This is a genomic window from Streptomyces sp. NPDC057137, assembly GCF_042670825.1.
In the GTDB taxonomy this organism is placed as follows: Bacteria; Actinomycetota; Actinomycetes; order Streptomycetales; family Streptomycetaceae; genus Streptomyces.
The window spans coordinates 522880-548353 of record NZ_JBHUUW010000001.1 but is presented as its reverse complement, the minus strand read 5'-3'; the positions used below and the strand labels follow the sequence as shown (position 1 = coordinate 548353).

The 25474-nt window shown below is 69.1% G+C and carries 32 protein-coding genes and 1 pseudogene; 24 read left to right on the top strand and 9 right to left on the bottom strand.

Annotated elements, in window-relative coordinates:
- The first annotated feature begins 390 nt into the window (after nucleotides 1-390).
- The 3 genes from cseB to ACFT9I_RS02405 all read left to right on the top strand — a co-directional run bounded on the left by cseB (nucleotide 391) and on the right by ACFT9I_RS02405 (nucleotide 3612).
- A complete protein-coding gene (gene cseB, locus ACFT9I_RS02415; protein WP_382559526.1) occupies nucleotides 391-1125 on the top strand; it encodes a two-component system response regulator CseB in 735 nt (244 codons plus the stop codon).
- A gap of 1 nt (nucleotide 1126) precedes the next feature.
- Nucleotides 1127-2464: an ATP-binding protein gene (locus ACFT9I_RS02410; protein ID WP_382559524.1), complete on the top strand. Its 1338-nt coding sequence runs from the start codon at nucleotides 1127-1129 to the stop codon at nucleotides 2462-2464.
- A 227-nt stretch (nucleotides 2465-2691) separates the two neighbouring features.
- A complete protein-coding gene (locus ACFT9I_RS02405) occupies nucleotides 2692-3612 on the top strand; it encodes a D-alanyl-D-alanine carboxypeptidase family protein (protein WP_382559522.1) in 921 nt (306 codons plus the stop codon).
- 31 nt (nucleotides 3613-3643) lie between these two features.
- On the opposite strand, the gene ACFT9I_RS02400 is transcribed toward ACFT9I_RS02405, so the two are convergent.
- The 3 genes from ACFT9I_RS02400 to ACFT9I_RS02390 all read right to left on the bottom strand — a co-directional run bounded on the left by ACFT9I_RS02400 (nucleotide 3644) and on the right by ACFT9I_RS02390 (nucleotide 6384).
- Nucleotides 3644-4774: an epoxide hydrolase family protein gene (locus tag ACFT9I_RS02400; protein ID WP_382559520.1), complete on the bottom strand. Its 1131-nt coding sequence runs from the start codon at nucleotides 4772-4774 to the stop codon at nucleotides 3644-3646.
- A 186-nt stretch (nucleotides 4775-4960) separates the two neighbouring features.
- The gene (locus tag ACFT9I_RS02395) at nucleotides 4961-5266 is read right to left on the bottom strand and encodes a hypothetical protein (RefSeq protein ID WP_382559518.1); all 306 of its coding nucleotides are present in this window, start codon (nucleotides 5264-5266) and stop codon (nucleotides 4961-4963) included.
- 176 nt (nucleotides 5267-5442) lie between these two features.
- Complete coding sequence (locus ACFT9I_RS02390) at nucleotides 5443-6384, bottom strand: alpha/beta hydrolase family protein (RefSeq protein ID WP_382559516.1); 942 nt, start codon at nucleotides 6382-6384, stop codon at nucleotides 5443-5445.
- Between the two features lie 227 nt (nucleotides 6385-6611).
- Here ACFT9I_RS02390 and ACFT9I_RS02385 point away from each other — a divergent pair, with 227 nt between their 5' ends.
- Nucleotides 6612-6992 (top strand): MerR family transcriptional regulator, encoded by a 381-nt coding sequence (locus ACFT9I_RS02385; protein WP_382559514.1) that lies wholly within the window; start codon nucleotides 6612-6614, stop codon nucleotides 6990-6992.
- A gap of 35 nt (nucleotides 6993-7027) precedes the next feature.
- Here ACFT9I_RS02385 and ACFT9I_RS02380 read toward each other — a convergent pair whose 3' ends face one another.
- Entirely contained in the window at nucleotides 7028-7870 is an 843-nt protein-coding gene (locus ACFT9I_RS02380; RefSeq protein WP_382559513.1) for a LysR family transcriptional regulator, read from the bottom strand.
- Nucleotides 7871-7940: 70 nt separating this feature from the next.
- Between ACFT9I_RS02380 and ACFT9I_RS02375 the strand changes: the two genes are divergently transcribed.
- The 7 genes from ACFT9I_RS02375 (at nucleotide 7941) to ACFT9I_RS02345 (ending at nucleotide 11039) form a co-directional block, all read left to right on the top strand.
- Complete coding sequence (locus ACFT9I_RS02375; RefSeq protein ID WP_382559511.1) at nucleotides 7941-8258, top strand: hypothetical protein; 318 nt, start codon at nucleotides 7941-7943, stop codon at nucleotides 8256-8258.
- On the top strand, nucleotides 8255-9007 hold the full coding sequence (locus ACFT9I_RS02370; RefSeq protein WP_382559509.1) for an SDR family NAD(P)-dependent oxidoreductase: 753 nt from the start codon (nucleotides 8255-8257) through the stop codon (nucleotides 9005-9007). Before ACFT9I_RS02375 ends, ACFT9I_RS02370 begins: the two co-directional genes overlap by 4 nt.
- Before the next feature lie 148 nt (nucleotides 9008-9155).
- A complete protein-coding gene (locus tag ACFT9I_RS02365) occupies nucleotides 9156-9575 on the top strand; it encodes an LLM class flavin-dependent oxidoreductase (RefSeq protein ID WP_382559626.1) in 420 nt (139 codons plus the stop codon).
- Nucleotides 9568-9927 (top strand): LLM class flavin-dependent oxidoreductase, encoded by a 360-nt coding sequence (locus tag ACFT9I_RS02360; RefSeq protein ID WP_382559507.1) that lies wholly within the window; start codon nucleotides 9568-9570, stop codon nucleotides 9925-9927. Before ACFT9I_RS02365 ends, ACFT9I_RS02360 begins: the two co-directional genes overlap by 8 nt.
- Complete coding sequence (locus ACFT9I_RS02355; RefSeq protein WP_382559506.1) at nucleotides 9809-10138, top strand: hypothetical protein; 330 nt, start codon at nucleotides 9809-9811, stop codon at nucleotides 10136-10138. The genes ACFT9I_RS02360 and ACFT9I_RS02355 overlap by 119 nt, the downstream gene beginning before the upstream one ends.
- 212 nt (nucleotides 10139-10350) lie before the next feature.
- Nucleotides 10351-10725 carry a hypothetical protein gene (locus tag ACFT9I_RS02350; protein WP_382559504.1) on the top strand — a complete coding sequence of 125 codons (375 nt, stop codon included), beginning with the start codon at nucleotides 10351-10353 and terminating at the stop codon, nucleotides 10723-10725.
- Between the two features lie 125 nt (nucleotides 10726-10850).
- Nucleotides 10851-11039, top strand: a complete 189-nt coding sequence (locus ACFT9I_RS02345) for a hypothetical protein (RefSeq protein ID WP_382559502.1) — start codon at nucleotides 10851-10853, stop codon at nucleotides 11037-11039.
- 194 nt (nucleotides 11040-11233) lie between these two features.
- Here the strand turns inward: ACFT9I_RS02345 and ACFT9I_RS02340 are convergent, their stop codons facing one another.
- Complete coding sequence (locus ACFT9I_RS02340) at nucleotides 11234-11557, bottom strand: hypothetical protein (protein WP_382559500.1); 324 nt, start codon at nucleotides 11555-11557, stop codon at nucleotides 11234-11236.
- Between the two features lie 233 nt (nucleotides 11558-11790).
- Between ACFT9I_RS02340 and ACFT9I_RS02335 the strand changes: the two genes are divergently transcribed.
- The 5 genes from ACFT9I_RS02335 to ACFT9I_RS02315 all read left to right on the top strand — a co-directional run bounded on the left by ACFT9I_RS02335 (nucleotide 11791) and on the right by ACFT9I_RS02315 (nucleotide 14031).
- Nucleotides 11791-11958 carry a hypothetical protein gene (locus ACFT9I_RS02335; protein ID WP_382559498.1) on the top strand — a complete coding sequence of 56 codons (168 nt, stop codon included), beginning with the start codon at nucleotides 11791-11793 and terminating at the stop codon, nucleotides 11956-11958.
- A 252-nt stretch (nucleotides 11959-12210) separates the two neighbouring features.
- Entirely contained in the window at nucleotides 12211-12348 is a 138-nt protein-coding gene (locus ACFT9I_RS02330; protein WP_382559497.1) for a hypothetical protein, read from the top strand.
- On the top strand, nucleotides 12345-13289 hold the full coding sequence (locus ACFT9I_RS02325; RefSeq protein ID WP_382559495.1) for a helix-turn-helix domain-containing protein: 945 nt from the start codon (nucleotides 12345-12347) through the stop codon (nucleotides 13287-13289). The genes ACFT9I_RS02330 and ACFT9I_RS02325 overlap by 4 nt, the downstream gene beginning before the upstream one ends.
- A gap of 27 nt (nucleotides 13290-13316) precedes the next feature.
- Nucleotides 13317-13754 (top strand): SgcJ/EcaC family oxidoreductase, encoded by a 438-nt coding sequence (locus tag ACFT9I_RS02320; protein ID WP_382559493.1) that lies wholly within the window; start codon nucleotides 13317-13319, stop codon nucleotides 13752-13754.
- A gap of 16 nt (nucleotides 13755-13770) precedes the next feature.
- Nucleotides 13771-14031 (top strand): hypothetical protein, encoded by a 261-nt coding sequence (locus ACFT9I_RS02315; RefSeq protein WP_382559491.1) that lies wholly within the window; start codon nucleotides 13771-13773, stop codon nucleotides 14029-14031.
- 209 nt (nucleotides 14032-14240) lie between these two features.
- Here ACFT9I_RS02315 and ACFT9I_RS02310 read toward each other — a convergent pair whose 3' ends face one another.
- On the bottom strand, nucleotides 14241-14720 hold the full coding sequence (locus tag ACFT9I_RS02310) for an RrF2 family transcriptional regulator (protein WP_382559490.1): 480 nt from the start codon (nucleotides 14718-14720) through the stop codon (nucleotides 14241-14243).
- A 227-nt stretch (nucleotides 14721-14947) separates the two neighbouring features.
- On the opposite strand from ACFT9I_RS02310, the gene ACFT9I_RS02305 reads away from it, so the two are divergent.
- On the top strand, nucleotides 14948-15424 hold the full coding sequence (locus ACFT9I_RS02305; RefSeq protein ID WP_382559488.1) for a nuclear transport factor 2 family protein: 477 nt from the start codon (nucleotides 14948-14950) through the stop codon (nucleotides 15422-15424).
- Nucleotides 15425-15636: 212 nt separating this feature from the next.
- On the opposite strand, the gene ACFT9I_RS02300 is transcribed toward ACFT9I_RS02305, so the two are convergent.
- A complete protein-coding gene (locus ACFT9I_RS02300; protein WP_382559486.1) occupies nucleotides 15637-16098 on the bottom strand; it encodes a methylglyoxal synthase in 462 nt (153 codons plus the stop codon).
- Nucleotides 16099-17045: 947 nt separating this feature from the next.
- On the opposite strand from ACFT9I_RS02300, the gene ACFT9I_RS02295 reads away from it, so the two are divergent.
- The 3 genes from ACFT9I_RS02295 (at nucleotide 17046) to ACFT9I_RS02285 (ending at nucleotide 17975) form a co-directional block, all read left to right on the top strand.
- A complete protein-coding gene (locus ACFT9I_RS02295) occupies nucleotides 17046-17369 on the top strand; it encodes a hypothetical protein (protein ID WP_382559484.1) in 324 nt (107 codons plus the stop codon).
- 112 nt (nucleotides 17370-17481) lie between these two features.
- Nucleotides 17482-17736, top strand: a complete 255-nt coding sequence (locus ACFT9I_RS02290) for a hypothetical protein (RefSeq protein ID WP_382559482.1) — start codon at nucleotides 17482-17484, stop codon at nucleotides 17734-17736.
- Between the two features lie 14 nt (nucleotides 17737-17750).
- The gene (locus tag ACFT9I_RS02285) at nucleotides 17751-17975 is read left to right on the top strand and encodes a hypothetical protein (protein WP_382559481.1); all 225 of its coding nucleotides are present in this window, start codon (nucleotides 17751-17753) and stop codon (nucleotides 17973-17975) included.
- 134 nt (nucleotides 17976-18109) lie between these two features.
- On the opposite strand, the gene ACFT9I_RS02280 is transcribed toward ACFT9I_RS02285, so the two are convergent.
- Entirely contained in the window at nucleotides 18110-18709 is a 600-nt protein-coding gene (locus tag ACFT9I_RS02280) for a hypothetical protein (protein WP_382559479.1), read from the bottom strand.
- Between the two features lie 200 nt (nucleotides 18710-18909).
- Here ACFT9I_RS02280 and ACFT9I_RS02275 point away from each other — a divergent pair, with 200 nt between their 5' ends.
- The 3 genes and pseudogenes from ACFT9I_RS02275 to ACFT9I_RS02265 all read left to right on the top strand — a co-directional run.
- Nucleotides 18910-19716: a methyltransferase domain-containing protein gene (locus ACFT9I_RS02275; protein WP_382559477.1), complete on the top strand. Its 807-nt coding sequence runs from the start codon at nucleotides 18910-18912 to the stop codon at nucleotides 19714-19716.
- Complete coding sequence (locus ACFT9I_RS02270; RefSeq protein WP_382559475.1) at nucleotides 19698-20216, top strand: hypothetical protein; 519 nt, start codon at nucleotides 19698-19700, stop codon at nucleotides 20214-20216. Before ACFT9I_RS02275 ends, ACFT9I_RS02270 begins: the two co-directional genes overlap by 19 nt.
- Nucleotides 20117-20485: pseudogene (locus tag ACFT9I_RS02265) on the top strand (hypothetical protein); the annotation flags it as partial. The gene ACFT9I_RS02270 and the pseudogene ACFT9I_RS02265, both read left to right, overlap by 100 nt.
- An 87-nt stretch (nucleotides 20486-20572) precedes the next feature.
- On the opposite strand, the gene ACFT9I_RS02260 reads toward ACFT9I_RS02265, so the two are convergent.
- The gene (locus ACFT9I_RS02260) at nucleotides 20573-20794 is read right to left on the bottom strand and encodes a hypothetical protein (protein WP_382559473.1); all 222 of its coding nucleotides are present in this window, start codon (nucleotides 20792-20794) and stop codon (nucleotides 20573-20575) included.
- A 581-nt stretch (nucleotides 20795-21375) separates the two neighbouring features.
- On the opposite strand from ACFT9I_RS02260, the gene ACFT9I_RS02255 reads away from it, so the two are divergent.
- Nucleotides 21376-25380, top strand: a complete 4005-nt coding sequence (locus ACFT9I_RS02255) for an amino acid adenylation domain-containing protein (RefSeq protein WP_382559471.1) — start codon at nucleotides 21376-21378, stop codon at nucleotides 25378-25380.
- The last annotated feature ends 94 nt before the right edge of the window (nucleotides 25381-25474 follow it).

Genomic DNA, 25474 nt, shown 5'->3' with positions numbered 1-25474 from the left:
ATTCGACGATCCGCACTTCGCGCTCGGACAGTTCACGGCAACCCCAGTCCCTCGATGAGAAGCAGCACACTGCCGCTACCGCCGAAGTCCCGCACCGTTACCCGTCGGTCTGTGAGCGGGACCACAAACCAGCGGCAACGACAGCCACCACAGCACCAGGTGGGACACGCCTGTAGTGCGGTAATCACTCGCAGGGAAACAAAGGCCAAAGGTCCGGCAAGGCCCGGCCGGGAGTCAGAAGCCAGCACATCACGCGCCGCGTACACGACGGCTCGCGCATGATGCGTGGCTGATACACGGCCGAGGTACGGTCACAAGGCCCGGTCGGCCGTACGGCCCCGGGCGCCGGCACGGCAGCGTTGAATGAGCACGCGCGACAGGTGGAAAGAAATGTCCGTCTCCATTCTTCTCGTCGAGGACGACGAGGTCATCCGGAAATCCGTCGCGATGGCACTGGAGCGATACGGCTACCACGTGGCCGTGGCGGGAGACGGTCTGACGGGCCTGGAACTCTTCCGGGAGCGGCGGCACGACCTGCTGCTGCTCGACGTGATGCTGCCGGGGCTGGACGGTATCGGGCTGTGCCGCCGGATCCGGGAGTCCAGCACGGACCCGATCCTCATGATGTCGGCGCGGGGCGACGCGCTGGACGTCGTGTCGGGGCTGGAGGCCGGCGCCGACGACTACGTCGTCAAGCCGGTGGACACCTCCGTCCTGGTGGCGAGGATCCGCTCGTTGCTGCGCCGCGCGACATTCACGCCGGCCACGGCCGGGGGCGAGGCGCCGCCACCCGAACCGAACGGGCCAGGGGAGCCGAACGGCCCGGCCGTCGCCGAGCGCCGCCTGCTCGTCTTCGGCGACCTGAGCATCGACACCGGCGGCCTGGAGGTGTTCCGGGCCGGTGAACCGGTCGCGCTGGCGCCCACCGAGCTACGCCTGCTGCTGGAGTTCGCGGCCCACCCCGGGATCGTGCTGGAGCGGCAGACACTGTTGCGCAACGTCTGGGACTACGGCTGGGACGGGGACAGCCGCGTGGTCGATCTCTGCGTACAGCGGCTGCGCAGAAAGATCGGGGCCGAGCGGATCGAGACGGTCCGCGGCTTCGGCTACAAGCTGCGGCGCTGACATGGGCGGCTCCCCTCCGACCCTCCTCAACTGGCGCTCCTTGCGCTGGAAGATCGCCCTGCTGGTGGCCGTCGCGTGCTGCTCCATCGCGTTCATCGTCGGCCTGCTGGTGCACGGCAGCACGTACGAGCGGTCCATGAACGACGGCGCGGCCAGGGCGTACACCGCCCTGGACAACGCTCTCGCGTCGAGCCCCGACAGCCCTGACAGCACCGAGAGTGGCAACGACATCGTCGCCGATGTCGTGTACAGCCCCGAGGAGATGCCGGCCGAGCTGGTGCGGAAGGCCCGGGAACACGGGCAGGCCGACCTGTACGACGAGAGCAGGACGTACAGCCCGCGAATGTGGGCCGCGGAGCGGCAGGCCGACGGCGGTGTCGCGGCGGTCGTGATCGACATGACTCCCGACCAGCTCAGCCGCCGCGCCCTGGACCGGAACATGTGGAAGTACTCGCTGGCGGCGCTGGCCGTCATCGTCCCTCTCTCCGCCGTCGCCGCCGAACTCCCCAACCGGCGGCTGCGCCGGGTGGCGCGGACCGCACGGCGCATCGCCTCCGGTGACCTCGCCGCCAGGACCGAGGTGGGCGGCCGTGCGGGCGACGAGATCACCGAGATCTCGGCCACCGTCGACGCCATGGCCGACAGCCTCCAGGACCGGTTGTCGAGCGAACAGCGCTTCACCGCCGACGTCGCCCACGAACTGCGCACCCCGTTGATGGGTCTGGTCACCTCCAGCGGGCTCCTCCCGGGGGGCGAGGCGACCGAGCTGGTCAGGGACCGGGTGCGGGTGCTGCGGACGCTGGTCGAGGACCTGCTGGAGATCTCACGCCTGGACGCGGACGCGGAACGGGCCGACGTCCGGCCGGTGCCGCTGGGCGAAGTCGTCGCCGAATCCCTGGCCAGGACGGGGCTCGTGGCGCGTCTGACGGTCTCGGGCAAGCCGGTGGCCGAGACGGACCCGCGCCGTCTGGACCGTATCGTCGCCAATCTCGTGACGAACGCGCACCGGCACGGGCGGGCGCAGGAGCAGGCGGCGGTCGAGGTCATGGTCGGCGACGGGGTTGTCGTCGTACGCGATCACGGCCCCGGCTTCCCCGAGTCGCTGCTGGCGAACGGACCGCGGCGCTTCCGCACGGGCGCGGCCGAACGCGGCCGGGGCCACGGCCTGGGCCTCACCATCGCGCTGGGCCAGGCGCGCGTCATCGGTGCCACGCTGACGTTCGCCAACGCGGCGGACGACGGGGGAGCGGTGGCGACGCTCCGACTGCCGACGCACCACGCCGGCACGCACCACGCCGGCACGGACCACGCCAGGACGGACCGCGCCAGGACGGGCTGATGTAAGACCGGCTGATGTGCGACCGGCTGATACAAGACGGATGGGCAGCGGAGCGGCTACGGACAGACGCTTCGGACAGTACGGAAACCAGCGCCTCCCAGGGTGGCTCACATGCGCGAACGACGCGCGTTCCGACGACACGTCGGAGCCCCTGGAGGTACCCGCCCATGCGCCCTGCCCCGCACCCTCGCGTCGCCCGCCCGTTCCGTCGGCGCCTGATCGTTTTCATGACGGCCGCGGTCACCATGGTCGTCGTCTGCCTGGTGGGCGGCACATGGGGATTCACCGATCACGGCGGAGCGGACGACCTGAGCCCCGGGGCGCGCTCCCTTCCGTGGCCGAAGGACGGCCAGGCGAGCGTGTGGGTCGAGGGCGTCGGGAGCCTCGGGACGAAGGGTGAGCAGAGGCCGGTGCCGATCGCGAGCGTCACGAAGGTCATGACGGCGTACGTGATCCTCAGGGAACACCCCCTCCCGACAACGGACCCCGGTCCGGTCATCACGGTCGACAGGACAGCGGCACAGGAGTCCGGCTCGATCGACGAGTCGACCGTCCGGGTCGACGAGGGGCAGCAGCTCACCCAACGGCGGCTGCTCGAACTGACGTTGATCCCCTCGGGCAACAACATCGCCCGCCTGCTGGCCCGTTGGGACGCCGGGAGTCAGGAAGCCTTCGTCACGAAGATGAACCGCGCCGCCGCGAAGCTGGGCATGCGCCACACCACGTACACCGGCGCCAGCGGCTACGAGTCCACGAGCCGGAGCACCGCCGTCGACCAGTTGAAACTGGCCCGCGAGGCCATGCGCGACGAGGTGCTTCGCGAGATCGTCGCCATGCCCGGCACGGTGGACCCCGCCACCGGCGCCACGCTCCCCAACACCAACACCCTGCTGGGCCAGGCCGGCGTCATCGGCCTCAAGACGGGCTCCAGCACGCCGGCCGGAGGCGCCCTGATGTGGGTGGCCACGGCGCGGACGCACTCCTCGGAACGGCTGATCCTGGGCGTCGTCCTCCACCAACGCGCGGACACCAGCCCGCAGGAGGGGCTTCAGGCGGCGCTCGACAGCAGCGGGAAGCTGATCGAGGCGGCGCGGAAGTCACTGGGGACGGCGGTGAGGGCGCAGGCCTCAATCCCGGACGCGTCATGAAACAACCTGCGCGAACCGAAGAGCCAGGACACTACGACCCGTCGAGGCGCACGGCTGTCCGTACGCCGGCGGCGTACCGGAGCGGCTGCTCCCAGGCCGCGAAGTGACCACCTGCGGGCTCCTCGGTCCAGGAGCGGACGTCGAAGAAGCGTTCCGCGAACTCACGGGGCGCGTTGACCAGGTCCTTCGCGAAGACCGTGAAGACCGCCGGGGCGTCGATCCGTTCCGCCGGCTTCGGCCCGCTCTCCACGTACGGGCTGAAGGAGGTGCCGATCGCGCCGCTGAACCAGTAGGCCGTGATCCAGGTCAGCAGCTCGTCGCGGGTGAAGACCGACTCCACCTCGCCACCGCAGTCCGTCCACGAGCGCAGCTTCTCCAGGATCCAGGCGGCCAGCCCCGCGGGCGAGTCGCCGAGGGCGACCGCCAGGGTGTGCGGCCTGGTCGACTGCTCGTGCATATAGCCGCCCTCGGCGGCCTGCCAGCGGTGGCCGTGCCGGACGTACGCGCGCTCGACCTCCGACAAGTCCGAGGGAGGGTCCAGCAGAAACCGGTTCTGGGACACATCCGTCAGATGCAGGGCGGCGACCCGGTCGGGGTGGGCGCCGGCCAGCGCCTCGGCGACATCGCAGCCCACGTCACCGGCCGAGACGACGTAGCGCTGGTGGCCGAGGTCGGCCATCGCTCCTGCGACGGCCTCGGCCATGGCCGCCGACGACATGCCGAAGCGGTCGACGGGGGCCGCGAACGGGAAGCCGGGCAACGCCGGAACGACCAGGTGCAGGTCCGACAGCAAGGGCAGAACCTTCTCGAACCGCAGGACCGAGTCGGGCCAGCCGTGCAGCAGCACCACCGGGACGGCGTCGGTGTCGGTGCCGGTGTCGGCATCCGCTTCGGCCGGGGGCAGGTCGATCATCCGCAGCGGCTTGCCGCCTTCGCCGGCCAGGACCCACGGCAGGGCGCGGATCCGGGCTTCGTGCTCCCGCCAGTCGTAGGAGTCGGCCCACTGGGCGATCAGGTCTGCGAGGTAGTCGCCCTGCACGCCGCGCGTCCAGCCGAACCCCTGAGGGAGGTCGACCCGCCGGTAGGCCCGCAGCCGGGTGCGCAAGTCGTCGAGCGCGGCTTGCGCGACGGGGGAGGGGGCGGCGTGCTCGGCGCGAGTCATCGGCGTGGTCTTTCCTTCGGGCGACGGGGCTGGTACCGCAACAGCGTTTGGCATGACGGTGTGTCGTGGCGGTCGTTTCCGCGGTCGTTTCCGCGGTCGATTCGGCGGTCGTTTCCGCGTGCGTTTCCATTGACACCGGTCACACGTTGATGGACCGGGAAGGGGCGGCGGCGCCGTCAGATCCGGTCAGGGCAGCATCGCGGCGAAGGCGTGGCGCAACTCGTCGACGTAACTCTCCGGCACCTCCACCGGTACTTCCACCAACTCGCGGCGGGTCGGAGGGTGGTTCTCCCAGTAGAAGCGCGCCGAGGAGCCGGCGGTGCCGGTCAACCAGTAGAGGGAGACCATGTCGCGCATCCGGTCGCGGGAGATCGCGTTCTCCGGATGCCCGTCGCAGTCGGTCCAGTCTCTCCCCCCCCGCCGCCACGAAGCGTTCGTAGCCCAGTCGCCGAACCCGGGCAGGGACGGGGCGACGACATGGAAGGCCGGCATGCTCTCCCGAGGCGGGTTTGCCAACTGTTCCGCCACCCGCCCCGGCGCCAGTCCGCATCGGCCGTCCCCGGCGAGGTGCTCACCGACTCACGCTCGGGCAGCCGCGCGCGGGGTCGTTGACGGGTCGTTGACGTCATCGTCCCTGTGAGGGGTCGCATGCCGTCAGCCGCCGAGGGTCACTTGCTTTCCAGTCGTCCCAGCGGGTGGGCGGTGGTGAGGACGGACTGGGCCGTTGTCCAGTCGGTGTGGTCCAGGCCGGTGACGTGGCGCAGGTAGGCGAGGGTGACCTGCTGGACGAGAGCGACACGGTCGGGGTCCTCGTCGGTGGTCTCTGCCACCGCGTAGCCGGAGATGCCGCCGAGGAAGTGTTCGCCACCGTGGACGGTGAGCAGGCTCTTGTTGCCACGGCTGAGGGTGTAGGGGTCGCTTGTCCAGGCCGGCCCCCGCGTGGAGAGCGGGAGGTCGTCCTTGTCGCCGGCCACAACCAGTCCGGGGGCCGTGATGGGGGAGAAGTCCTGATCACGCAGCCACGGAAGGTTCTCGTAGGCGAAGGGGGTCAGTTCGTCGCCGCCCTTGCCGGCGGTGGCCAGCTGAATGCTGGCCATGACCCGGGAGTCGGACAGGTCCTCGGCGATACCGGTCTGCGGGTCCGTGACGCGCAGACCCACGAGGATGCCTGCGGTCTGGCCGCCGAAGGAGTGCCCCGCCGCGACGATACGGCTGTGATCGACCCGGCCGGACAGGCCGGGCACGGCCGCCTCCAAGGCGTCGAGCCCGTCCAGGACGCGCTTCATGTCCCGTACGCGGTAGCGCCACATCTCGGGCCTGCGGGGGTCGTCCGCGGCGATGTCGAACCGCTTGGAGTCGAGGTGTGTCGGCTGGATCACCACGAAGCCGTGTGTGGCCCAGTGGTCGGCCAGCGGTGCGTAGCCGTCCAGGTTCGAGCCGAATCCGTGCGCGAACAGCACGATCGGCAGATTGGTGCCGGTGACCGGGGCAGAGATGCGTACACGCAGGTCTTCGCCGCCGCGCTTCGGGGAGGCCAGCACGAGCGGCTTCACCGCTACGGCCGGGGTGGACACGGGGCCGGTGAGGCCGGTCGTCTGATAGGTGGTCATGCAGTGCTTCTTCCGGGGTTGGGCGTCGCTCTGGGCAGTGGGCAGCGTGGCGAAGGCCGCGAAGTGGTCGGGGTGGCCTCACTCATCGCACGCTCCTTCTCGTTCAACCGTTGTGGGTCAGGTACGTGCCGGGGGAGAAGAGTCCGGCGAAGGGCACATCGGTTACCGTAAAACTTGACGTTGACGTCAAAGGCAAGCCTTGTGGCGTAGATCACTTGGAGTCTCGAATGCGCATTGGTGAGCTCGCCCGCCGGACAGGCGTCACCACGCGGGCCCTGCGGTACTACGAGGAGCAGAACCTGCTTGCTGCCGAGCGCAGCGACAGCGGCCAGCGCCACTACCCGGAAGCCGCGGTCGATCGGATCCGCGTGATCCGGGAGCTGTACACCGCCGGCCTGTCCAGCAAGACCATCGCCGAGCTGACCCCCTGCGTCGTCGATGGCAGAGCCACACCCGAGCTTCTCGACCGCCTGGCTGTGGAGCGTGATCACATCGACCGGCGCATCGCGGACCTCACGCAAACCAGGGACCGGCTCGACTCGGTCTTCGCCGGCGCCTCCGCCAACATGCGCACCGGCACTTCCTGCCGGCGGGAGACCGACGCGTAGGGCAGGCGCAGCCTGGTCGCCCGATGCGTCACTTGTTACTCCTGGCGCTGCCTGAGTGCCGCGGCCACGAAAGAGGCGACCAGCGGACGGCGGTCCTGCTCGGTCCAGGCGAGTACCAGGTGGCTGGGCGGTGCGTCGGCCACCGGGACGCGGACCAGGCCGGGCGGGACCGGTTCGACCAACGAGCGGGGCAGCATTCCGATCATCCGGCCCACCGTGATCATCTGGAACATCTGGACCACGTCGGCGATCTCGGGATCGGTGCCATCCCTGCTGGGTGTCCCTTTCCAGCGCGGCAGCATCTCACCGTCCAGATCGGACATGCGCACCGAGGTGTGTCCGGCCAGCCGGTGTCCGGCCGGGACGACCGCCACGCGGCCCTCGGTGTGCAGCGTCTCGTGGGCCAGGCCGTCGAGGTCGTCGAACGGCGCGTAGAGCAGGCCGACGTCCGCCCGGCCGTCGCGCAGGAAGTCGGACCGGTCGGCCGGGCCGCTGAACAGGATGTCCACCTGGCGGGCGTCGGGCCGGCGTGCGTATTCGGCCAGGAGCTCGGAGAGCAGGCCGGCGTCGCCGCCGGGTTTGAGTACGAGCCGCAAGGGGGCCTGGCCGTCGTCGGCATGCTGGGCGTGCCGGACGGCGGCGCTGACCGCGTTGAGCGCGTGCCGGCCGTGTTCCTGCAACGCCTTCCCCGCCGGGGTGAGCGCGACGTGCCGGCTGGAGCGGATGAAGAGCGGGACACCGAGCCGGTTCTCGATCCGTCGGATGGCCTTCGACAGCGCCGGCTGGGCGATCGAGAGCCGGACGGCGGCCCGACCGAAGTGCAGCTCGTCGGCGAGTGCGATGAAGTACTCGAGCTCGCGGGTTTCCAGTTCGGCCATGCCTCCAGGTTATCGCCGGATGGCAAACCGGTCTTGGACGCGGGCGCCGCGCGGAGCCAGGATTGACCGCATGATCAACCACACGATGATTGTCTCCTTCGACCAGCCGCTGCCCGACGCCGAGCTGGATCAGTACCTCATGGATATCGAACGGGTCATGATCGACTCCGGTTTCGTGCTGTCGGTCGAGTCCCGGCGCCACATTCCCGTCCCCGGCGAGGAGGCCGTTCCTGCCCTGATCGCGACCGCGATCGTGCAGTTGGCCGTCGCCGACACCGACGCCCTGGCGAAGACGTTCACCGCACCAGGCCTGCACGAGGTCATCGGCCGCTGGCAGTCCCGGCACCCGTACAAGGTCGCCTGGGCGAACCACACGGCGCTCGCATGAGCGGCGTTTCCCGAAAGGCGGGCCTGGTCACCGGGGCCGGCAGCGGGATCGGCCGCGCGGCGGCGCTCCAGTTCGCCCGGAGCGGCGCCGCGGTGGCCGTGCTCGACATCGACGCGGGCACGGCGGCCGAGACCGCCGAAATGATCAGGAAGGACGGCGGGGAAGCGCTCGCCGTCACCGTCGACATCGCCGACGAACGGTCCGTGCAGACGGCCGTCGAGCGTACGGTCGCGGCGTTCGGGGGTCTCGACTTCGCGGTGAACAACGCCGGCATGCCCTCGCACCACCGCAGGCTCGACCAGATGAGCCCGGACGAGTTCGAGCGCGTGGTCCGCGTCAATCTGACCGGGACCTTCCTGTGCCTGAAGTACGAGCTGCCCGCGCTGCGGGTGCGTGGAGGCGGCGCGATCGTCAACATCGCCTCCAACGGCGGCCTGTACGCGATTCCGGGCGCCCCCGCCTACGTGGCCGCCAAGCACGGCGTCGTCGGCCTCACCAAGGCCGCCGCGGTCGACTACGCGCCGGACGGCATCCGGGTCAACGCCGTGTGCCCCGGCCCGACCCGTACACCCATGTTCGACGAGGTGGCGGCAGGCACCGACATGATCGCGCGGCAGTCGGCGGTCACGCCGCTGGGTCGGCTCGCCACGCCGGAGGAGGCCGCCGCGGCGGCGGTCTGGCTCTGCTCGGACGCCGCGTCCTACGTCACCGGAATCGCGATGTCGGTCGACGGCGGGCGCCGGGCGTGAGGGTCGCCCGGCCCAGCGCCTCGTTCGCCCGGTGGGCCGGATGCCTGGGCGCGGGGCGGCGGCGTACGTCACGATCTTCGAACCCCTCCCGCGGGCGGTGTTTCGTCGCCGCTGGCCGTAGTGCTGTGGCGCGGTCGAGAGTCGACGTATCGGCCTCGAAGGACATTACGAACAAGGAGAGGCACCACAACGTGGACATTCAGATCGGGCTGGGACTCCCTCAGTCCGGCGCGGCCGCAAGCTGGCGAGAGTCGCCGAGTATGCCCGCAGCGCGGAGGAGATGGGATACGACTCGCTGTGGGTCGGGGACCGCCTGCTGACGCCCGTCGAACCGAGCGACGAGCACGTGGGCGAACCGAAGCCCTATCCGCCGAAGGTGACCTACTCGGCCGATCCCCTCGCGCTCCTGACCGCGGCCGCGGCGGCCACCAGCACGATCCGGCTCGGCTCGTCGACCATGACGGCGCCGTGGCACAGCCCCGTGGTGCTCGCACGGTCGCTCACCACCCTCGACGCCCTCAGCGAGGGCCCGCCTCGACGTGGGGTTCGGGACATCGTGGATGCGTGACGAGTACACGGCGGACGGTATCGACCGGCACTCGCGGGGGCGTCGCCTCGACGAGACACTCGACCTCTCGCACGCCTGGTGGACGCAGAATCCTGTCGAGTTCCACGGTGAGTTCGTGGAGTTGACGAGGCCCATCGTGGACGTGAGGCCGGCCCAGCACGGCGGACCGCCCGTCTACCTCGGCGGTTGGTCGAAGCGGCAGATGGAAAGGGTCGGCCGTCGGGCCGACGGCTATGTCGGGGTGGCAGGCTTCCCCGAGGACTTCCAGCGCGACCTGTGTGTGGGGGTGGGGGGAGCTGACCGCGCGCAGCGATGTCCTCAGGTCCGCCTGGAGCGAGCACGTCCTCTATGAGAAGGCGATGGACCACAAACTGTTGCGACGTCCGAGGGTCGGGTCGCTCGCACTCGACCAACACGTCCTGGAACTGCCGGGGAGCGAAGGCCACAGGATCTGGGCCTTCCACCCGTCGGACGAAGCGACCTCGAACGCCCTGCTCCGCCTGGCACCCGTGGCGCTGCCGTTCGGCCGTCCGAGCCCGGCAGCCGTACCCACGGCCTCCTGACACGACCAAGATCAACGCGGCACAGTCCTGACCCGGCGATACGCCGTCAGCCCGCCGGCGGAGGGCGTGGCAGGTGAGCCCGCAGGGGCGGAAAAGCAGGTGCCGGGCTCGGGGGCGTACGGCCAGGATCTCCGCATGTCGACCGACGTGAGTGGGATGATCGAATGCCGTCCGGGAGCCCGCCTGTGGGGTCCCGACGATGAGGACTCCATGTGGCAGGCCGCCATCGACCTGTTCCTGCTCAACAGGGCAACGCCTACGACGGCCTCGCCGCTCTCTTCGGAATCCGCAACTCCTTCGGCTTCCGCCCCCTGGCTGAGGGCCGCGGCTTCCCGGACGACGCGTCGGATGGGCTGCGCGGCGATTTCGCCGCGTACGGCGATCCTGGAGACGTCCACGGGACCACCTGGCTGACCTGGGCCGAGCTGGCCGCCGCCGACTGGGCGGAGACAGACGCCTCCGCCACACGAAGCCGCGCCTCAGCCGCAGGAGCCGACAGCGGCTGGGGCCGGGTCTGGAGCGTCATGGGCATCCTCAGCGAAGTCCACGGAGCGGAGAACGTACGCCTCGTCGTCTGGTTCCACTGACTCAACGCCACTACTGAGCGCCCTACGTGGCCTGACGGGCCACGTAGGGCGCGACGAAGAAGGCCGCATCGGAGGAGTGCACCTCTGACCGCGACCGCGAGGACGCCGATCTGTCCGCGTTCAACGTGACCGTGCCGGCCGGCTACACGTCCCTGACGGCCGCTGTCCGCGCGTTGGGCTACCGGTTCGGCGCCGGGTCGGACTTCGCTGACGTCATCTCCTCCGTGTTCCCCGGCGGGGGCTACAACCGCACCGACACGGACGGTTTCACGCACTTCTTCTGCACGGGAAACGCGGAGGACGCTTTCGACTGAAACCCGCTCGACGACCGGGTCAAGATCGACTGCGGCATGGGCCAGGGCGCGTCCAGCGGTCCGATCTTCACGACCGAGGCTCAGATCATCAGCACGAACGCGCACTACGAGGTTACGAGGTCGAGGACGCCACCCGACCCGCGAAGGGGTCCCACCGTCCCGGCGGCTGCGGGGCCTCTTCATCGGTGTCCGGGTCAGTCCCGCTTGACCATGCCCGGGTCGATGTCTTCGGCGTCCGGCGCGTTGATGAAGTACTGCGACAGATACCGGTCGCGGAGCTCTTCCGTGGTCAGCGTCTCCCAGCCGTCCTGCTTCTCCTTGCCCGCCTTCTCCAACTCGGCCGTCCACGCGGCGACGAGCCCCTCACGGGTCCGCGGCAGGTCCGCCTTCGTTGCGGACTCCGGCTGGACCGTCACCTTCGGATCGTCGTCCACCACGACCGTCACCGCGAACATCGCCGCGGCTCCGACGAGGAAAGCCACCACGCCTAACGCCCATGCCTTATTGCCCGTCACCATGGTCTCTCTCCCTCGCGTGCCGCGCCGGCCCTACCGTTCCACGGCCTGGTGGAGTTGAGACGTTCGGCCGGCGAATGTGGTTCACGCGCACTCATGCCCACAGGGGAGCGCAGGCCGGCCGAGCGGACGTCCCACTCGGTGACCGGCTGTTGACCGGCAGCTCTCCGAAACCGGCAGGTGCGCCAAGGGCGGGTCATGAGAGGGTGCGGTTCGGCCCAGCAGAGGGGGGAACAATGGGGCTGACCTACGGCTACGACATCTACCTGCGTCCCCGGAACGTCGCCAGGGCGCTGGCCAGTCTGGCCGAGCTGGCGCCACCGACCCGTGGCGTGCAGCCGCTTGAACTCACACTGCCCGGCGGTCAGCCCGGCGCGCCCCGTTCAGCGGTCCGGCCTTTGTGACAACCAGTGGTGGCTGAGTGCTTCATCTGGCCAGTCGAGCCGTCGGCGGGCAACCCGGCCCGATCGGGAACAACCGGCGGACAGCTGTTTCGGCCGTAGCGGGGAACACGACCCGAACTCGGGCTGTGTGATGATCGGAATCATGCACCCCCCGGAGTACCGCAAGAAGGAAAGCGACAGCGTCACACAGCGTGAGCCGCTGCGCCTGGTCTTCCGGGATATGGCGGTCACCCGGTCCAGGCGGGTGCGGACGTGACGGGCATCGCCGAACGGCGCCTGTCGGAGTGGGCGGGACCGCGCTGCGGGGGCGTGGTTCGGGGCTCGCTGTTCCGCGACGGCGGCTGCGACAACAGCGTCCTGCACCGCCTCGCGTACGCGGACGTCGCATGAACAGCCCCGACGCCTTTCTGGAGACTCTCGCGACAAGCGGCCTGCCGCCCCTGCGCGGCCGGCGGCAGGGCGGCGACGACTTCCGCGCCGACGTCGTGACCCGCGATCTGGGGCCTCTGAGGCTCGCCGAGCTGGTAACCCCGGAGGGCGAGTGCTTCCGGGACGCGCCGTCCGCCCGCGCCGCCCACAGCGAGCTGTGGCAGATCGAGCTGGTGACGCGGGGACGGGTGCGTGCCGAGCAGGGCGGCAGCACCGCTGAGCTCGGGCCCGCCGACCTGGTCCTCATCGACCCGGTGCGGCCGGTCCGGTTCGCCAGCACCGCGACCACGCACGTGACCATGCTGGTACCGCGGCGCTCGCTGCGCCTCGGACCGGATGACGTCGCCCGGCTTGCCGGAGTGCGTATTCGCGGTGACCGCGGCCCCGCGGCCCTGGTGTCCTCGCTCGTACGGGACATGGCGCGATCCCTGGACGGGTTCCGCGCCGACGAGGCGGACAGGTCGGCGGCCGCGGTGATCGAGCTGATCGCGGTGGCGCTCTCGGCGCAGCTGGGCGATTCGCGACCGGTCGCCGACGAGGCCTTGCGCAGCCGGATCGTCGGCTTCATCGAGGCGAGGCTGTCCGATCGGGATCTCGCCCCGGCGAAGGTGGCCGCTGCGCACCACATGTCCGTGCGCCAACTGCACAAGCTCTTCGAGAGCCAGCCTCTGACCGTGGCGGCCCTGATTCGCCGGCGGCGCCTGGAGCGGTGCCGCGCTGACCTGGCCGGAACCGACCGTACCGTCGCAGCCGTCGCCGCCAAGTGGGGGTTCGCCGATCCGGCGCACTTCAGCCGGCTGTTCAAGGCCACCTACGGATACAACGCGGTGGCGCTCACGTCCAACAACCGAGCACAGATGGTCAATGCGTCCGCCGCCCGGCCCGCCGAGGATGGTGACTGAAAGCGTAGAAAGCAGAAAGGCGATTACATGGAACAGTCGGTCGAAGCGATGAGAGCCATCCCGGCCCGGATGAACGAGGGTTGGAACCGCGGTGACGCCAAGGCGTTCGTCGCGGATTTCGCGGAAGACGCCGAACTTGTGGACTTCGAGGGAACGATCCACAAGGGACGCGAGGCCGTAATCGCATTCAATCAGCCGATCTTCGACACAGTATTGAAGGGTTCCCGGCTGGTACGGGGCGAGGTGCCGTTCGCCCGGATCGTCCGCCCGGGCTGGGGCGTGGTGCACCACCGCGTCGGCATGGTGATGCCGGGCGAGCAGGAGCCGCTGTCGAGCCGCTACTTCCTGCAGCTGCTCGCGGTCGTGTGGCAGAACGACCGCTGGGAGGTCGCGACGCTGCAGAACGCGCGCCTGATCTCGTTGGAGACCGCGATGACCCTGGACGCACAGGCCGCTGCCCAGTAAGGGGCACGATGCCCGGGTGGACGTGCACGAGATCGTCGACCGGGTCGTCCAGGGGACTCCCGGCGTCAGCCGGCCAATCGCGGTCGGCGGCGCCGGGCGCCAAACCTGCCGCAAGCTGGGGACCGCCGGCTTCGGCAGGTTTCTCGTGCTTATCGGAACGGCCCCGCTCCTCGAAATGGTTCAGCGTCAGTCGACCCGATCGATGTCGATCATCTCGGCCGGCCGCAGCCAGGCCCCGTGCCCGACCGGCGAGGTAGAACACTCTCTGGCCAACTGAAGCGCCCCGTCAGACTGTTGTCGGGGGAGTCGACAGCCGATTCGGGCAGGGCCTCGGGCAGATGCTGACGCTCTCGCGGCGGGCAACTCAGCCGCGTACGAGCCCGATCTCGCACGCTCGCAAACCAACCGCGGCATCCGGCCGGCGCAGGTGGGTGATCTTCCAGGGCGCTCAGCGTGATGGAGGAGGCGGGGCAGTAACCAGCCCAGCTACGGACGGGGCGCGGGCAACGGCCGTTCCGAAGCTGGAGCACCGCCGGCCCGGTCGATGGCGCGCAGCTCGTCGAGGCTGTCGGCGAGGGTGCGGCCTGCGAGTGTGCCGAGGACAGCTGCCTCGGTTTCGTCGGTCAGCCTGCCGAAGTACTCGGCGGAGTGGTTGGTGACCAGGCACTCCCGGGGCCCCTCCGGCCGGGGGGCCCACAGTGGCTTGTCGCCGATGGATGAGCGGTAGATCTCTCCCAGTGTGATCCGGTCCGCGGACCGGCCGAGGCGGACACCCCCGCTGCGGCCCTTGATGGACGCGACGAGAGCGTCCTGCACCAGCGGGACCATCAGCTTGCGCACCAGGCTCGGGTTCGTGTTCAGACTCCTGGCGAGCTGGGTCGAGCTGAGGACGGGACTGCCCTCTTCCTCGGCATGGCCCAGCAGGAGCATGACCTTCAGCGCGCTGGAGAACCTGACGTCGAGCATCCTCGTCCCCCTCTCTTCCGCTTCTTCCGCCGCTTGGTCCGGGTGGCTCCCGACGCGTCCATATTAGCAACTCCTACAGTTGCATTTCTGTCGAGGGATATGTACTTTTCACACATGCAGATTGTGATCGCCCAAGGTGCCCGCCGGCTGAGCACAAGGAGTCGGTCGCCCGTCTGCCGCACAAGCCCGGACACGGGCAGGCACTCCACAGAGAACCGGAGAAAGTCATGAGCACCGAGAACGAGCTCAGAGAGATTGTTTCCCGATACACCCGGGCTGCGGACCGGCGTGACGGCGACGCGCTGGCAAAGCTCTACGAGGCCGACGCGGTCGTCGAGGTCCACTATCACCGCGGGCCCGATGGGACGGAGCTGCTGGGAACTCTCTCCGGAGGGGCGCAGATCGCAGCATCCATGTCCACGGCCATGGCGCCGCACCCACCCCTGGGCTGGAGCCACCACACCACCTACGACCACCTGGTCTCCGTAGATGGCGACGAGGCGAGCATCGACACCCAGTTCATCACCTTCGACGTCGTCGGAACCAGGAAGCCCGAGGGCGGGTGGCCCGCCGGCACCTTCGGCGCCCAGGGCACCATCAAGCCCATCGAGTCCGGGTACTACCGCTTCACCTTCCGCCGAACCGACGGCGTCTGGCGCATCCGTCACCAGGACGTCGTACACGACATCCCCTACGTCTTCTGATCACCCTGCCGCCCGCCCCCGGCGCCCACACGGCGGGCTGCGCGGGGGAGCTGCCGAACCGGACCTGAGCCGATCCACGACCGTTCGGCACTCACCGGCCGGCCGCCGTCCCGCAGCCGGGCCTGGACAGCCGGGGCACCGGCCGGAGAGGAAGAATCGGGGCCGTGCTCCAGGTCCGTATCAGCTGGTCGGGTGTGAAGGCGCCTTCCGCGTCAGCGGCCGTCCCAATGCGCCGATGCCGCAGCCGGACGCACTTGCCCGGCCGGCTCTCTGAGCAGGAGGTCGGCGCTTGACGGATTCTGAGCCATCGGCACGTTGTGCACGACAGCCAGTCGCAACAAGGCCTCGACGTCGCTGCTGTGTGCTTGGGCGGTGAGGGGATCGGTGAAGAAGATGACCATGGCGATCTTTCCCTCGACGATCATCGCGCCGATCTGCTGGTCGCCTCCCTGCGGACCGCTCTCCACACAGGTGACTTCCAACGAGAGTTCTGCGGCCAGCAGTGCGCCGGTGCCGCGAGTCGCCACCAGACGATATCGCCTAAGGGTCTGTTGGTGCCGTTCGATCCATTCGACGAGTTCAGCCTTCTTCGCATCGTGAGCGATCAAGGCGATCGCTTTGGCTGGTTTGGCGTGTCCCTCTGAACCTTGCCGACTGTTTCCGTGAAAGGGCATGTTCCGCTGCGCTCCAGTGATTCGAGAAAAACCCGAACAAGTTATGCATGAATGCCGTTTTCCTCCAGAGATGTTTTTGCGGCGGTCTAATGACCCGCCCACAGGCAGCACTTGTACGGGGCGGCGGGCCGCCAATTGCGGAACCGATGGTCTCTATTCACCGGACCGCCGGGCCAGTCCTCGACTGTTCCATCAACTGCCGACAGTCAACTGTCAACCGGATGCGGAATTTACGTGCCGATGTGACCGGGGTCGCGGTCATCTGTCCGCTCCCGCCTGGGTTTTGCCGCACAGTTTTTTGCAGCGCGTGTCAGTGGGCACATCTCAAGCAGGCCCTCCATAGGCCCGGCGGGCAAGGACTTCAGACTGCCGCTGTGTTGAACGCGTTGAATGCCCACCCATTGGTGAAGGCGTCTGCGGGAGGGAATCGAGGGCGGAGTGATGTCCCATCGGGCGGTTGATCATCGCCGCGGACACCGGCCTCGCCCCGCCCGTGCCCGCGCACGCGTCGGAATGTTTCGACCTGCCCGGCACCAGCGACCCCCTGGGGCGGCTGGCTGCCCTTTCCTTGCCGCCGCCTTCACCCTGACCGCCACTGTGTCGGCCCCGTACTCGCCCCCCCCGCGAACCGACCTGCCACCCGCCCCATCAGGTTCTTGAGCATCAGCTGCCACCGGGCAGGGTCTCTCCCAGCGCCCGCAGGCAGGATCGTGACCCCATCGGTGGAGCGTCAGGGCAGGCTCTCTGGATCTTGTCGCACCTGGTCGAGAAGAAGGTCGATGGCCGCCCTGCCGGCCCTGTTGGTGCGGACCGCCACGAGCTCCCAGCGGAAGTCCGCCGGCGCGGACCATGCCGACACAGGATCGGTGGAGCCCTTCGTATGGTTGGCCCACCCAGTGGCGTGTGGCTTTCAAGCTTCTGCCGTCTGTGTTCGTAGTGCCGGCCACATGGCCGAAGCGGCGTTGGAGACTGCCGGGAGCCGGCACACCAGCGTCCCGGGCGAGAAGACGGCCGCTCGGATGGTTCACACTCTGGCGAGCCAGGTAGTAGCGCTCAACCAGCGAATCGCCGAGATGAACAGGCTCATCGCCGCCCGCTTCCGTAAGCGCGAACACGCCGAGATCCTCGCAACACCGGACCGCCTCGCCGGCTTCGGCAGCGTCGCACCCGCATCGGTACCTCGCGACCCCGGCAAGATCAGCGACAATTTGCGCCGTCCTCAGCATTACAACCGGCGCTTCCAACGTGTCCTCTGCAACCCTGTGCGCTGATCAGCATTCGCTGTTGTGAGGCGTCCCGCCGCTTGTGCGACCGGAAGTGGGCGAGAGGGCAAGCGTCACACGCAGACAGTCCTAGGCCGGCTTGGGCTCGTAGCCTCTCGCCATGACCCATACGACTGAGCACGAAGACGCCTTCAAGAACCGGGTGACGAACGCGGCACGCACGCTCTCTGGATGCGCCGGTTATTTCATCGACCGAATCTCCTTCGATGCCTTAGCTCAGGAGGACAACCTACAGATCGCCCTTCGCGAAGGACCCTGGATGCCCGATGTCGTCATCGAACTCGCCAACCTCCACCTGGTCTCGGTTGCCAAAGGCCCCAGCCGTCCGGCTCGTTCATCGACGAGATCTCCCTGATCCATCTGCCGAGGATGCCGCATCCCTGGCCGGACGACGCCATCGGGCGCGTGCATCGATTCGACGGGCTGTCCGAGCTTGCGTGGCTCAGGATCGTCGGCCCAGCCGAGGTGGAGGCCATTGCGTCGATCGTGACCGTCTACACGGCGATGAGCGACGACGAAGCCTCGTCGCGGCTGGTGGTGTCTCTGCCGAGCCGGGGTGGCACAGCTCAGAGCTCACTCACCCACCACGATTGATGAGACACCCGATCTCCCCCCCCAGATCCGGTCCCCGAACTCAAGGTGGTCCGCCCACGACCAGAGTCTCACCCCGACCCGACACCTCGCAGGTCGGAGCGTGTCCAGAGGACGTGCTTCGAAACGACGGGACGCTACTCGTAGATGCGCGCAACCGAGAGTTGCAGGGCGATGGTTCTCCACGTAACCGGGTCGAGTCGCGTGTGGCGTGGTGAGTCGGTGCCTACCCAGGCGGCCCACGCGGCGAGCCAGTCGTGGAGGGTGTTGTGCGCCCAACTGCCTCCGTCGCCGGCCCATTCGCCGCGTTCGGTACTCGCCCGCATTTCACGTTGGTCTCGGGCGAAGTCGGTGGCGAGCGTCGCGGCGTACATACGCAGGTCCCCGGCGGTGTCGACCTCTTCGTGCTTGGTGTCGGAGTCGGCGAGCACCCAGTTGAGGACCGGCTGGGTTGTGCGGACCGTGTCGAGTTGGTGGGCCAGTCCACGCCAACCAGGTCGGTCGGGGGCTTCCTCGTACAGCAGGTCGGTGCCGTCGGTGCGGTTCCCCAACAGGCGGACCCAGCCCCACAGGAAGCCGTGGACGCTCGGGTGGGTCCAGTGCTGGGCCGTGGGTGCCTCGGAGTCCTGGACGTCGCAGGCGCGCTCGCAGTCGACGGCCAAGAAGCGGAGATAGGTGGCGAAGTCCGCTCGGGAGTCGACCTGTTGCCAGGAGTCGATGCTTCGGGATGTGGGCACATCGAGAGGTTATGGGTCCCGTCGGCCCGCGAGCGGTCGGTCCATGGCCGGATTCAACGCGTTCAACGCTCCCGCGTCCATCTGCCCGGACCCGCCCGCTCTTTGAGGGGGACAGTGGCTCCCACACAGGCACATAGGCACATAGGCACATAACCACCCGCGCACTTGGATGCGCGAGAGCAGAGACAGGAGCAGGGTTCATGGACGTCATAAGGAATGCGACAGTCGATCCGAGCAGGGCAGACAGCGTCGGGCTCGCGAGTGCGCTGGACCGGCGCAGGCTGGTCGCGCTGGAGGAGCTGTGGGACGCCGGGAGCGCCGTTCTGCTGGGACGGTTGGGCATCCGGCCGGACTGGCGATGTCTCGAACTCGGCGCCGGTACCGGATCGATAGCCCGCTGGCTGGCCCGTCGATGTCCGCGTGGCCAGGTGACCGCCACCGATGTGGACCTGCGGTTTCTGAGCGACCCGGGTCATCCTGATCTGAAGGTGATGTTCCACGATGCGGTGGAGGGCCCCGATTTTCCCGAGGGTTCGTTTGATCTGCTGCACAGCCGTGCCGTCCTGACCCATCTGCCGGACCGCCGGGAGGTGATCGCCCGTGCCGTCCGCTGGCTGGCTCCGGGTGGCTGGCTGGTGCTGGAGGAACTGGCCGCGTTTCCCGCCGAGTCCTCGCCCAGTCCGCTGTTCCGCCGCGTCCTGGCCGCCTATACCCAGGCCATGTCCTACTGGCTCGGCACCGATCTGCGGTGGTCGCGGGACCTGCCCGGGGTGCTCGGCGAGGCAGGACTGACCGATCTGGGCCTGGACGTACGGGTCATGGTGGTCGGTGACGGCGGCGCGGGCGAGGAATTCTGGCGGATCTGCCTGCAACAGGCCGGTCCCGCGATGGTGGCCGAGGGGCTGCTCACCGCGGAAGACCTGGTCGCCGCCACCGCCCAACTGGACGAGGCCGATTTCCTCGACGCGCCGCTGGCGCTGGTATCGGCATGGGGACGCAAGCCGTAACGGGGCGGCTCAGCCGCCTCCACGAAGCCTGCTGCCGCCTCGACGGCGCGGACCGCGAAGCATTGCAGCGCGAGCTGTACGCGGCCTGCCGGCCGCGCACCCCGGCCCCGCAAGGCACTGTCCACCACCTCGCGTTGGGACTCGCCCTGGTCCACCTGCGCCGCACAGGCGCCGACCGCTACACCGCCGAGGCCCACCTGCGGCGGGAAGCGGCCGAAGGCAGGGGCGTACCGGCCGAGACCGCCGACCGGGTGCGCCGGACAGCCATCCCGCTGGGCGCCCCGGTCCACATCCTCGGCGAACGCCACAGCGGCACCGTCGTACACCTGACGATCCTTCGCGACCTGTACGAAAAGTACCCCGCCCCCTGGTTCGTGGTGCTGTCCGTACCCCTTGCCACCTGCCGGGCCCACGGAGCCGACGAGATCGAACCCGTGGACGGCCGGACCCCGCCCATCCACCGGCCACGCAACCTCACCCGCGCACAAGACCAGCACTGACCCTCAGGGCGAGCGCAGACGGTGGTCGCCACGCTGACCACCGGTGGGGTATCGCGGCTTCAGGTACGTCCGTAGGGGAATCCCTCCTGGAACGGCGTCGCGACTGGGCCGTAGCTCGAACATGTCGGCTCGCCGTCAGGGCATCGTCGCGCATCAAGTACGGTCGGCGGCTCACCCGCACCAGCAAGGGTGCCGGGGACTTCGTCACCGTCGCCGATGCGGAGGCCGAGAAGGCGATCCTCGACGTCGTCCGTGCTGCCTCGTCCGACGACGCTCTCCTTGGCGAAGAGAGTGGGCAGCACGGTGCCACGGAGGCCGCGCGCCAGTGGCCGACCCGTTCAGCGGCGCGATCTCTTTCACCGGCGGAAAGACCACCTGGGTGCGGCACGACGGTGGCCAATACCCATCTCGTACACGTGTCCGTACGTGGGCCCAGGCCGGTGGTCGACGAACGCGGCGCCCCCGTCGTTGGGCAGCGCGAACGGCACACACTGATGCAGATGACCGGCGAGGTCCCCTTCGTCCCACAGCTCGGCCTCGGTGTTGTCCTCGCCGACCTCCACGAGTATCTCGTGCATTGACGCGATCTCAGTCGCCGTCGCCGGTGGCCGAAGTGCAGCAGGATTCATCGACGTCATGGACGGACGATAGACGGCGGGTCTGACAAGAGAGCGTGTCGGCCGCAGTCGAAACGTTGTGTCCGGGACAACCAGAGATCCTGAGCTGCGCGGGGCTGGCAGTACCTGTCGTCTCAGGCCGGAAAGCAGCGGCGTCACCCCTTGTCGCGTTCAACGGCCCTGCTCAACTCGCCAGTTGAGGCGCACAGCCTCAATCACCCTTTCCGGACCTGAAGAATCCGGTTGAACGTACAGCCAACCGGCGGGCCGCCGGCGTGAGCCGGAGCACGCATCGTGGCGCGATCGCGCCCCGCTTCGCCACGCATGGCCACGGGCGGGCGTTCAACGCGTGCAACGCCCCGGCGTCCCCTGCCCCTACCCCATTCGGCCGGGTGGGCGCTTCCTGGAGGTATGCCCGTTGGCACATGCCACCCACACATGAAGGGTGGGACGAGGGGTGGGATCCGGACATCGATCGCCCGACCGCCCGACTGCCAGGGCTTCTCCCACATCACCGAGAGCCCACACACCAGGAGTACGACGTGCGTGACACCGGCTTGTTCAGCCCCGCCCATCCCGACCGCCGCCCTTTCCCCGGCCCTGAAGCGGCACGTGAACGGGAGCTCCATCTCGGGCGGATCAAGGAATGGAACGACACCGGGTCCGACTACCCCCGGGAGGCGTTGGTCCATGAGCTGTTCGCGGAGCAGGCTCGTCGCAGTCCGCAGGCCGTTGCCCTGTCACCGGAGGCCGGCGCGGACATCACGTACGCCGCTCTGCTGGCTCGGGTGGAGAGCCTGGCCGGATTACTGGAGGAACGAGGTGTCCGCGCCGGGGAGACGGTGGCCGTGGCGCTGGAGCGGTCCGTCGAGGGGTACGTCGCGATCCTGGGCATCCTGAGGGCCGGTGCCGTATATCTTCCCGTGGACCTCAACTTTCCGGGCAGCCGTATCGAAGCCATCCTCGCGGATGCGGGCTGCCGTTATGCGGTTACGACGGCCCGCCACCGTCACCTGCTCCCGTCGGCGGTGACGGGGCTCGACGTCGCCGACGTGCCCGCGGGCGGTACGCCGCCGCGCGTCGGACGGCTCACCTCCCTGAGTCCGGCGTACGTGATGTACACATCCGGGTCGACCGGTGCGCCCAAGGGCGTGGTCATTCCCCACCGTGGGATCGTCCGCCTCGTACGCAACACCGACCTCGTCGGCTACCGGGCGGACGACATCGTGTGCGGCACGGTGAACCTGACGTTCGACCTGTCGGTCCTGGAACTGTTCGGCGCCCTGCTCAACGGGGCGCGACTGGTCGTGCCGACCCAGGAGACCCTGCTGTCGCCCGTGGCGCTCGAAGCCCTGCTGCGCAAGGACAAGGTGACGGTCATGTGGCTCGGCGCGGCACTGTTCCACCAGATGGTCGCTGAGCGACCCGGGATGTTCCGCACGCTGCGGTGCCTGGTGGCCGGTGGCGACGCGCTGCATCCCGCGGCGGTCCGCAAGGTCCTGGAGCGAGGCCGCCCCGGACAACTGGTGGACGGCTACGGGCCGACGGAGAACTCGGTGCTTTGCACCGCGCATGTCATCGAAGCGCTGCCTGCCGAGGCCGAGTCGGTGCCGATCGGACGCCCGATCTCGAACTGCACCGCCTATGTGGTCCGCGAGGACGGGGCGCCGGCCGATGTCGGAGAGGAAGGTGAGCTGTGGGTCGGCGGCGACGGTGTCGCCCTCGGCTATCTGAACCGGCCGGAGTTGACCGCCGACCGCTTCGTCCGCGACTCCTTTTCCGCCGACGCCGACGCCGACGCCGACGCCGACGCCGACGGCCACGGCCACGGCCCGGGCCAGGGCCGGCTCTACCGCACCGGCGACATGGCGCGATGGCGCCCGGACGGGGTCATCGAATTCCTCGGCCGACGTGACCATCAGGTCAAACTGGGTGGATTCCGGGTGGAATTGCGCGAGATCGAGCTCGCGCTGGCCGCCCACCCCGGCGTGAAGGACGCAGTCGTCGCGGTGCGGGAGACGGAAGAGGAAGGCAAACGGCTGTACGGCTGGGTCGTCGCCGACACCGACAACGGCGTCGACAGCCGGCCCCTGCCCATGCGACTGCGCAGCTATCTGCGGGACCGGCTTCCGGTCTTCATGGTTCCGCAGGGAATCGAGGTCGTGCACGCGATGCCGGTGAACTCCAGCGGAAAGGTCGACCGGGCGGCCCTGCTCTCCGGCGGCATTCGACCGTTGGCGCTCCTGACCGCCGAGCAGCGCCCGCGTGGACGGACCGAGGAGGCCGTGGCCGCGGTGTGGGAGCACGTGCTGGGGATACCCGCGCTGCGGCGCACGGACGACTTCTTCGGTCTGGGAGGGCAGTCCCTGCAGGCCGCCCAGGTCGCCGCCGCGCTCAGCGGCCGACTCGGCCTCGACCCATCCTGCGGCCGGTATCTGATTCGTACCCTTCTCGGCAACGCCACCGTGACCTCGTTCGCCCAGGAGGTCGACGCCCTGGTGGCGGCGCCACGTACCCGGATCGCCGAGGAGAAGGTGGACTTCGCACACGAGGCACAGCTGCCGCGGACGCTGCGCTTCGACGCGCCTGCTGCCCCCGACCTGCTCAATCCGCGCCGGGTCCTGCTCACCGGGGCCACCGGATTCCAGGGTGTGTTCCTGCTGGACCGGCTGGTGGCCTCCGGCGTGCCGGAGGTCTGGTGCCTGATCCGGGCGGAGGACGCCGATCAGGCATCCCGGCGGCTGGCCGGCCGGATGCGCCGCTACGGCCTCGACTACGACAAGGTGCGCGACCACGTCGTGCCCGTGCCCGGGGACGCGTCGCGACCGCGCCTCGGGCTGGACGAGGATGCCTTCGACCACCTCGCGCGGTCCGTCGACTCGATCGTCCACTGCGGATCACTGATCAACTTCGCCTATCCGTACGCGATGCTGCGGCGCACGAACGTCGACGGCGTCCTCACGCTCCTGGACCTCGCCACCACCCACCGCCTCAAGCCCTTCCACCACGTCTCGACCATGATCGCCCTGGCCGGCTTCGGTACCGCGGACGACCGGTACCTCATGGAGGACCGTCCGCTCGCCCACGCCGACCGCATCTCACTGGGCTATGCCGAAAGCAAGTGGGTGGCGGAGAAGTTGGTGAGCCAGGCCGCCGCACACGGGCTGCCGGTATCGATCTACCGGCCGTACGAGATCACCGGCACCCGCGACCGCGGAACCTGGAACACCGACACCCTGATGTGCGCCTGGTTCCGCACCATCGCGGAGACCGGGCTGGCCCCGGACGTCGAACTGCCCCTGGATTTCGTGCCCGTCGACTACACGGCGGAAGCCATCGTCCACATCCTGCGCCACGAGCAGCCCGACGGGCGCGTGTACAACCTCACCAACCCCCACGACGCACGGCTGAGCCTGCTGGTCGACAGGCTCCGTCACATGGGCTACCCCGTCCGGAAGATCGCCTACGACGAGTGGGTGGCCACTGTCACCGCCCTGACCCGCGAGAACCCGCATCACCCGATGACAGCGTTCATGCCCATGTTCAACGAAGGCGCCCCCGAGACGTCGATCACCGTCAAGGAGATGTACTTCGCCGAGACCTTCCCCGAGTTCAGCCGGACGAACACCCGACGGGCCACCAGGAAAGCCGGCCTGGAGCTGCCGCCCGTCGACGCCAAGATGATCGACCTGTACCTGCGGTACTTCATCGAGTCCGGCTTTCTCACGCCTCCGGCGCACGACGGCCAATCGCGAGCCGACACGGCAGAAGTCACGACAGAAGTCACGACAGAAGTCACGGCAGGAGTCAGCGCACGAGTCACGGCGGGAGCCACGGCGGGAGTTCGCAGCGATCCGGTCGCCGAGAGCCCGTCCGAGAGGATCCGCAAACTGGTCAAGCAGCTCCAGCCGGACGTGACCGCACACGTACGGGGCAACGCGCTGTACGCCGTGGCCATGGACGACAACCTCGACACCGGGCACCTGCGGCGCCTGATCGCCGGCGAACTCCACGCGCAACCCGCCGAGATCGCCGCCTACACCCGCCTCGCGGAACGGCTCCCGGAGGGCACCGCCCAGCAGCTGTTCCACGCCACCGCCGCGGCGATCACCTCCGCCCGCCCAGCCCTCCTGGCAGCCGCCCGCTCACTGGGCATGGCAGACATGGCCGAGGAGGGACCCGACCGGCCCCAGCCCCCCGAAGGCGCGAAAACCTTCGCGGACCTCATCACCTGGCTGGGCCTGCACGCCCAACCGGGAGCGGCGGCAGCAGCCCTGCGCGCCGACCTCATGCAGTGGTGCGCCCTGTGCGCCGAACTCGCCTGCGCACTGCGCCGCCTCAGCAGCGGCGACAGCAAGGCGGTCCCCGCCCCGGTACTCCAGTACATCGAGGCGTACGAACAGGCCCCGCCCGAGGTGATGACGGCATGCGCCGACGTGATCGCCGATGCCCTCGCCGGCGGTGAGGATCCCTCGGCCATCGCTCGGGTGACCCACAGAGTCGCCCCCGCGCTCGACGCGTACTGGCGGTCCGTCGCCACGCCCTGAGCCCTTACCGGGCCGGCATCACGGGACTCGCTCCGAACGCGTTCCCCGCGCACACCGCACACCGCGCGCGACCCCCCTCTGTCCGCCGTGGCGC

What these genes read in the sequence shown, in the direction of transcription:
- ACFT9I_RS02360 (WP_382559507.1), top strand. Translation starts at nt 9,568, where the DNA reads ATGCGTGACGAGTACACGGCGGACGGTATCGACCGGCACTCGCGGGGG.
- ACFT9I_RS02410 (WP_382559524.1), top strand. Translation starts at nt 1,127, where the DNA reads ATGGGCGGCTCCCCTCCGACCCTCCTCAACTGGCGCTCCTTGCGCTGG.
- ACFT9I_RS02300 (WP_382559486.1), bottom strand. Translation starts at nt 16,098, where the DNA reads ATGCCCTTTCACGGAAACAGTCGGCAAGGTTCAGAGGGACACGCCAAA.
- ACFT9I_RS02310 (WP_382559490.1), bottom strand. Translation starts at nt 14,720, where the DNA reads ATGCTCGACGTCAGGTTCTCCAGCGCGCTGAAGGTCATGCTCCTGCTG.
- ACFT9I_RS02375 (WP_382559511.1), top strand. Translation starts at nt 7,941, where the DNA reads ATGATCAACCACACGATGATTGTCTCCTTCGACCAGCCGCTGCCCGAC.
- ACFT9I_RS02275 (WP_382559477.1), top strand. Translation starts at nt 18,910, where the DNA reads ATGGACGTCATAAGGAATGCGACAGTCGATCCGAGCAGGGCAGACAGC.
- ACFT9I_RS02295 (WP_382559484.1), top strand. Translation starts at nt 17,046, where the DNA reads ATGGCCGAAGCGGCGTTGGAGACTGCCGGGAGCCGGCACACCAGCGTC.
- ACFT9I_RS02320 (WP_382559493.1), top strand. Translation starts at nt 13,317, where the DNA reads ATGGAACAGTCGGTCGAAGCGATGAGAGCCATCCCGGCCCGGATGAAC.
- ACFT9I_RS02380 (WP_382559513.1), bottom strand. Translation starts at nt 7,870, where the DNA reads ATGGCCGAACTGGAAACCCGCGAGCTCGAGTACTTCATCGCACTCGCC.
- ACFT9I_RS02260 (WP_382559473.1), bottom strand. Translation starts at nt 20,794, where the DNA reads ATGCACGAGATACTCGTGGAGGTCGGCGAGGACAACACCGAGGCCGAG.
- ACFT9I_RS02355 (WP_382559506.1), top strand. Translation starts at nt 9,809, where the DNA reads ATGTCGGGGTGGCAGGCTTCCCCGAGGACTTCCAGCGCGACCTGTGTG.
- ACFT9I_RS02340 (WP_382559500.1), bottom strand. Translation starts at nt 11,557, where the DNA reads ATGGTGACGGGCAATAAGGCATGGGCGTTAGGCGTGGTGGCTTTCCTC.
- ACFT9I_RS02270 (WP_382559475.1), top strand. Translation starts at nt 19,698, where the DNA reads ATGGGGACGCAAGCCGTAACGGGGCGGCTCAGCCGCCTCCACGAAGCC.
- ACFT9I_RS02305 (WP_382559488.1), top strand. Translation starts at nt 14,948, where the DNA reads ATGAGCACCGAGAACGAGCTCAGAGAGATTGTTTCCCGATACACCCGG.
- ACFT9I_RS02370 (WP_382559509.1), top strand. Translation starts at nt 8,255, where the DNA reads ATGAGCGGCGTTTCCCGAAAGGCGGGCCTGGTCACCGGGGCCGGCAGC.
- ACFT9I_RS02395 (WP_382559518.1), bottom strand. Translation starts at nt 5,266, where the DNA reads ATGCCGGCCTTCCATGTCGTCGCCCCGTCCCTGCCCGGGTTCGGCGAC.
- ACFT9I_RS02290 (WP_382559482.1), top strand. Translation starts at nt 17,482, where the DNA reads ATGACCCATACGACTGAGCACGAAGACGCCTTCAAGAACCGGGTGACG.
- ACFT9I_RS02335 (WP_382559498.1), top strand. Translation starts at nt 11,791, where the DNA reads ATGGGGCTGACCTACGGCTACGACATCTACCTGCGTCCCCGGAACGTC.
- ACFT9I_RS02285 (WP_382559481.1), top strand. Translation starts at nt 17,751, where the DNA reads ATGCCGCATCCCTGGCCGGACGACGCCATCGGGCGCGTGCATCGATTC.
- ACFT9I_RS02405 (WP_382559522.1), top strand. Translation starts at nt 2,692, where the DNA reads ATGACGGCCGCGGTCACCATGGTCGTCGTCTGCCTGGTGGGCGGCACA.
- ACFT9I_RS02400 (WP_382559520.1), bottom strand. Translation starts at nt 4,774, where the DNA reads ATGACTCGCGCCGAGCACGCCGCCCCCTCCCCCGTCGCGCAAGCCGCG.
- ACFT9I_RS02385 (WP_382559514.1), top strand. Translation starts at nt 6,612, where the DNA reads ATGCGCATTGGTGAGCTCGCCCGCCGGACAGGCGTCACCACGCGGGCC.
- cseB (WP_382559526.1), top strand. Translation starts at nt 391, where the DNA reads ATGTCCGTCTCCATTCTTCTCGTCGAGGACGACGAGGTCATCCGGAAA.
- ACFT9I_RS02390 (WP_382559516.1), bottom strand. Translation starts at nt 6,384, where the DNA reads ATGACCACCTATCAGACGACCGGCCTCACCGGCCCCGTGTCCACCCCG.
- ACFT9I_RS02325 (WP_382559495.1), top strand. Translation starts at nt 12,345, where the DNA reads ATGAACAGCCCCGACGCCTTTCTGGAGACTCTCGCGACAAGCGGCCTG.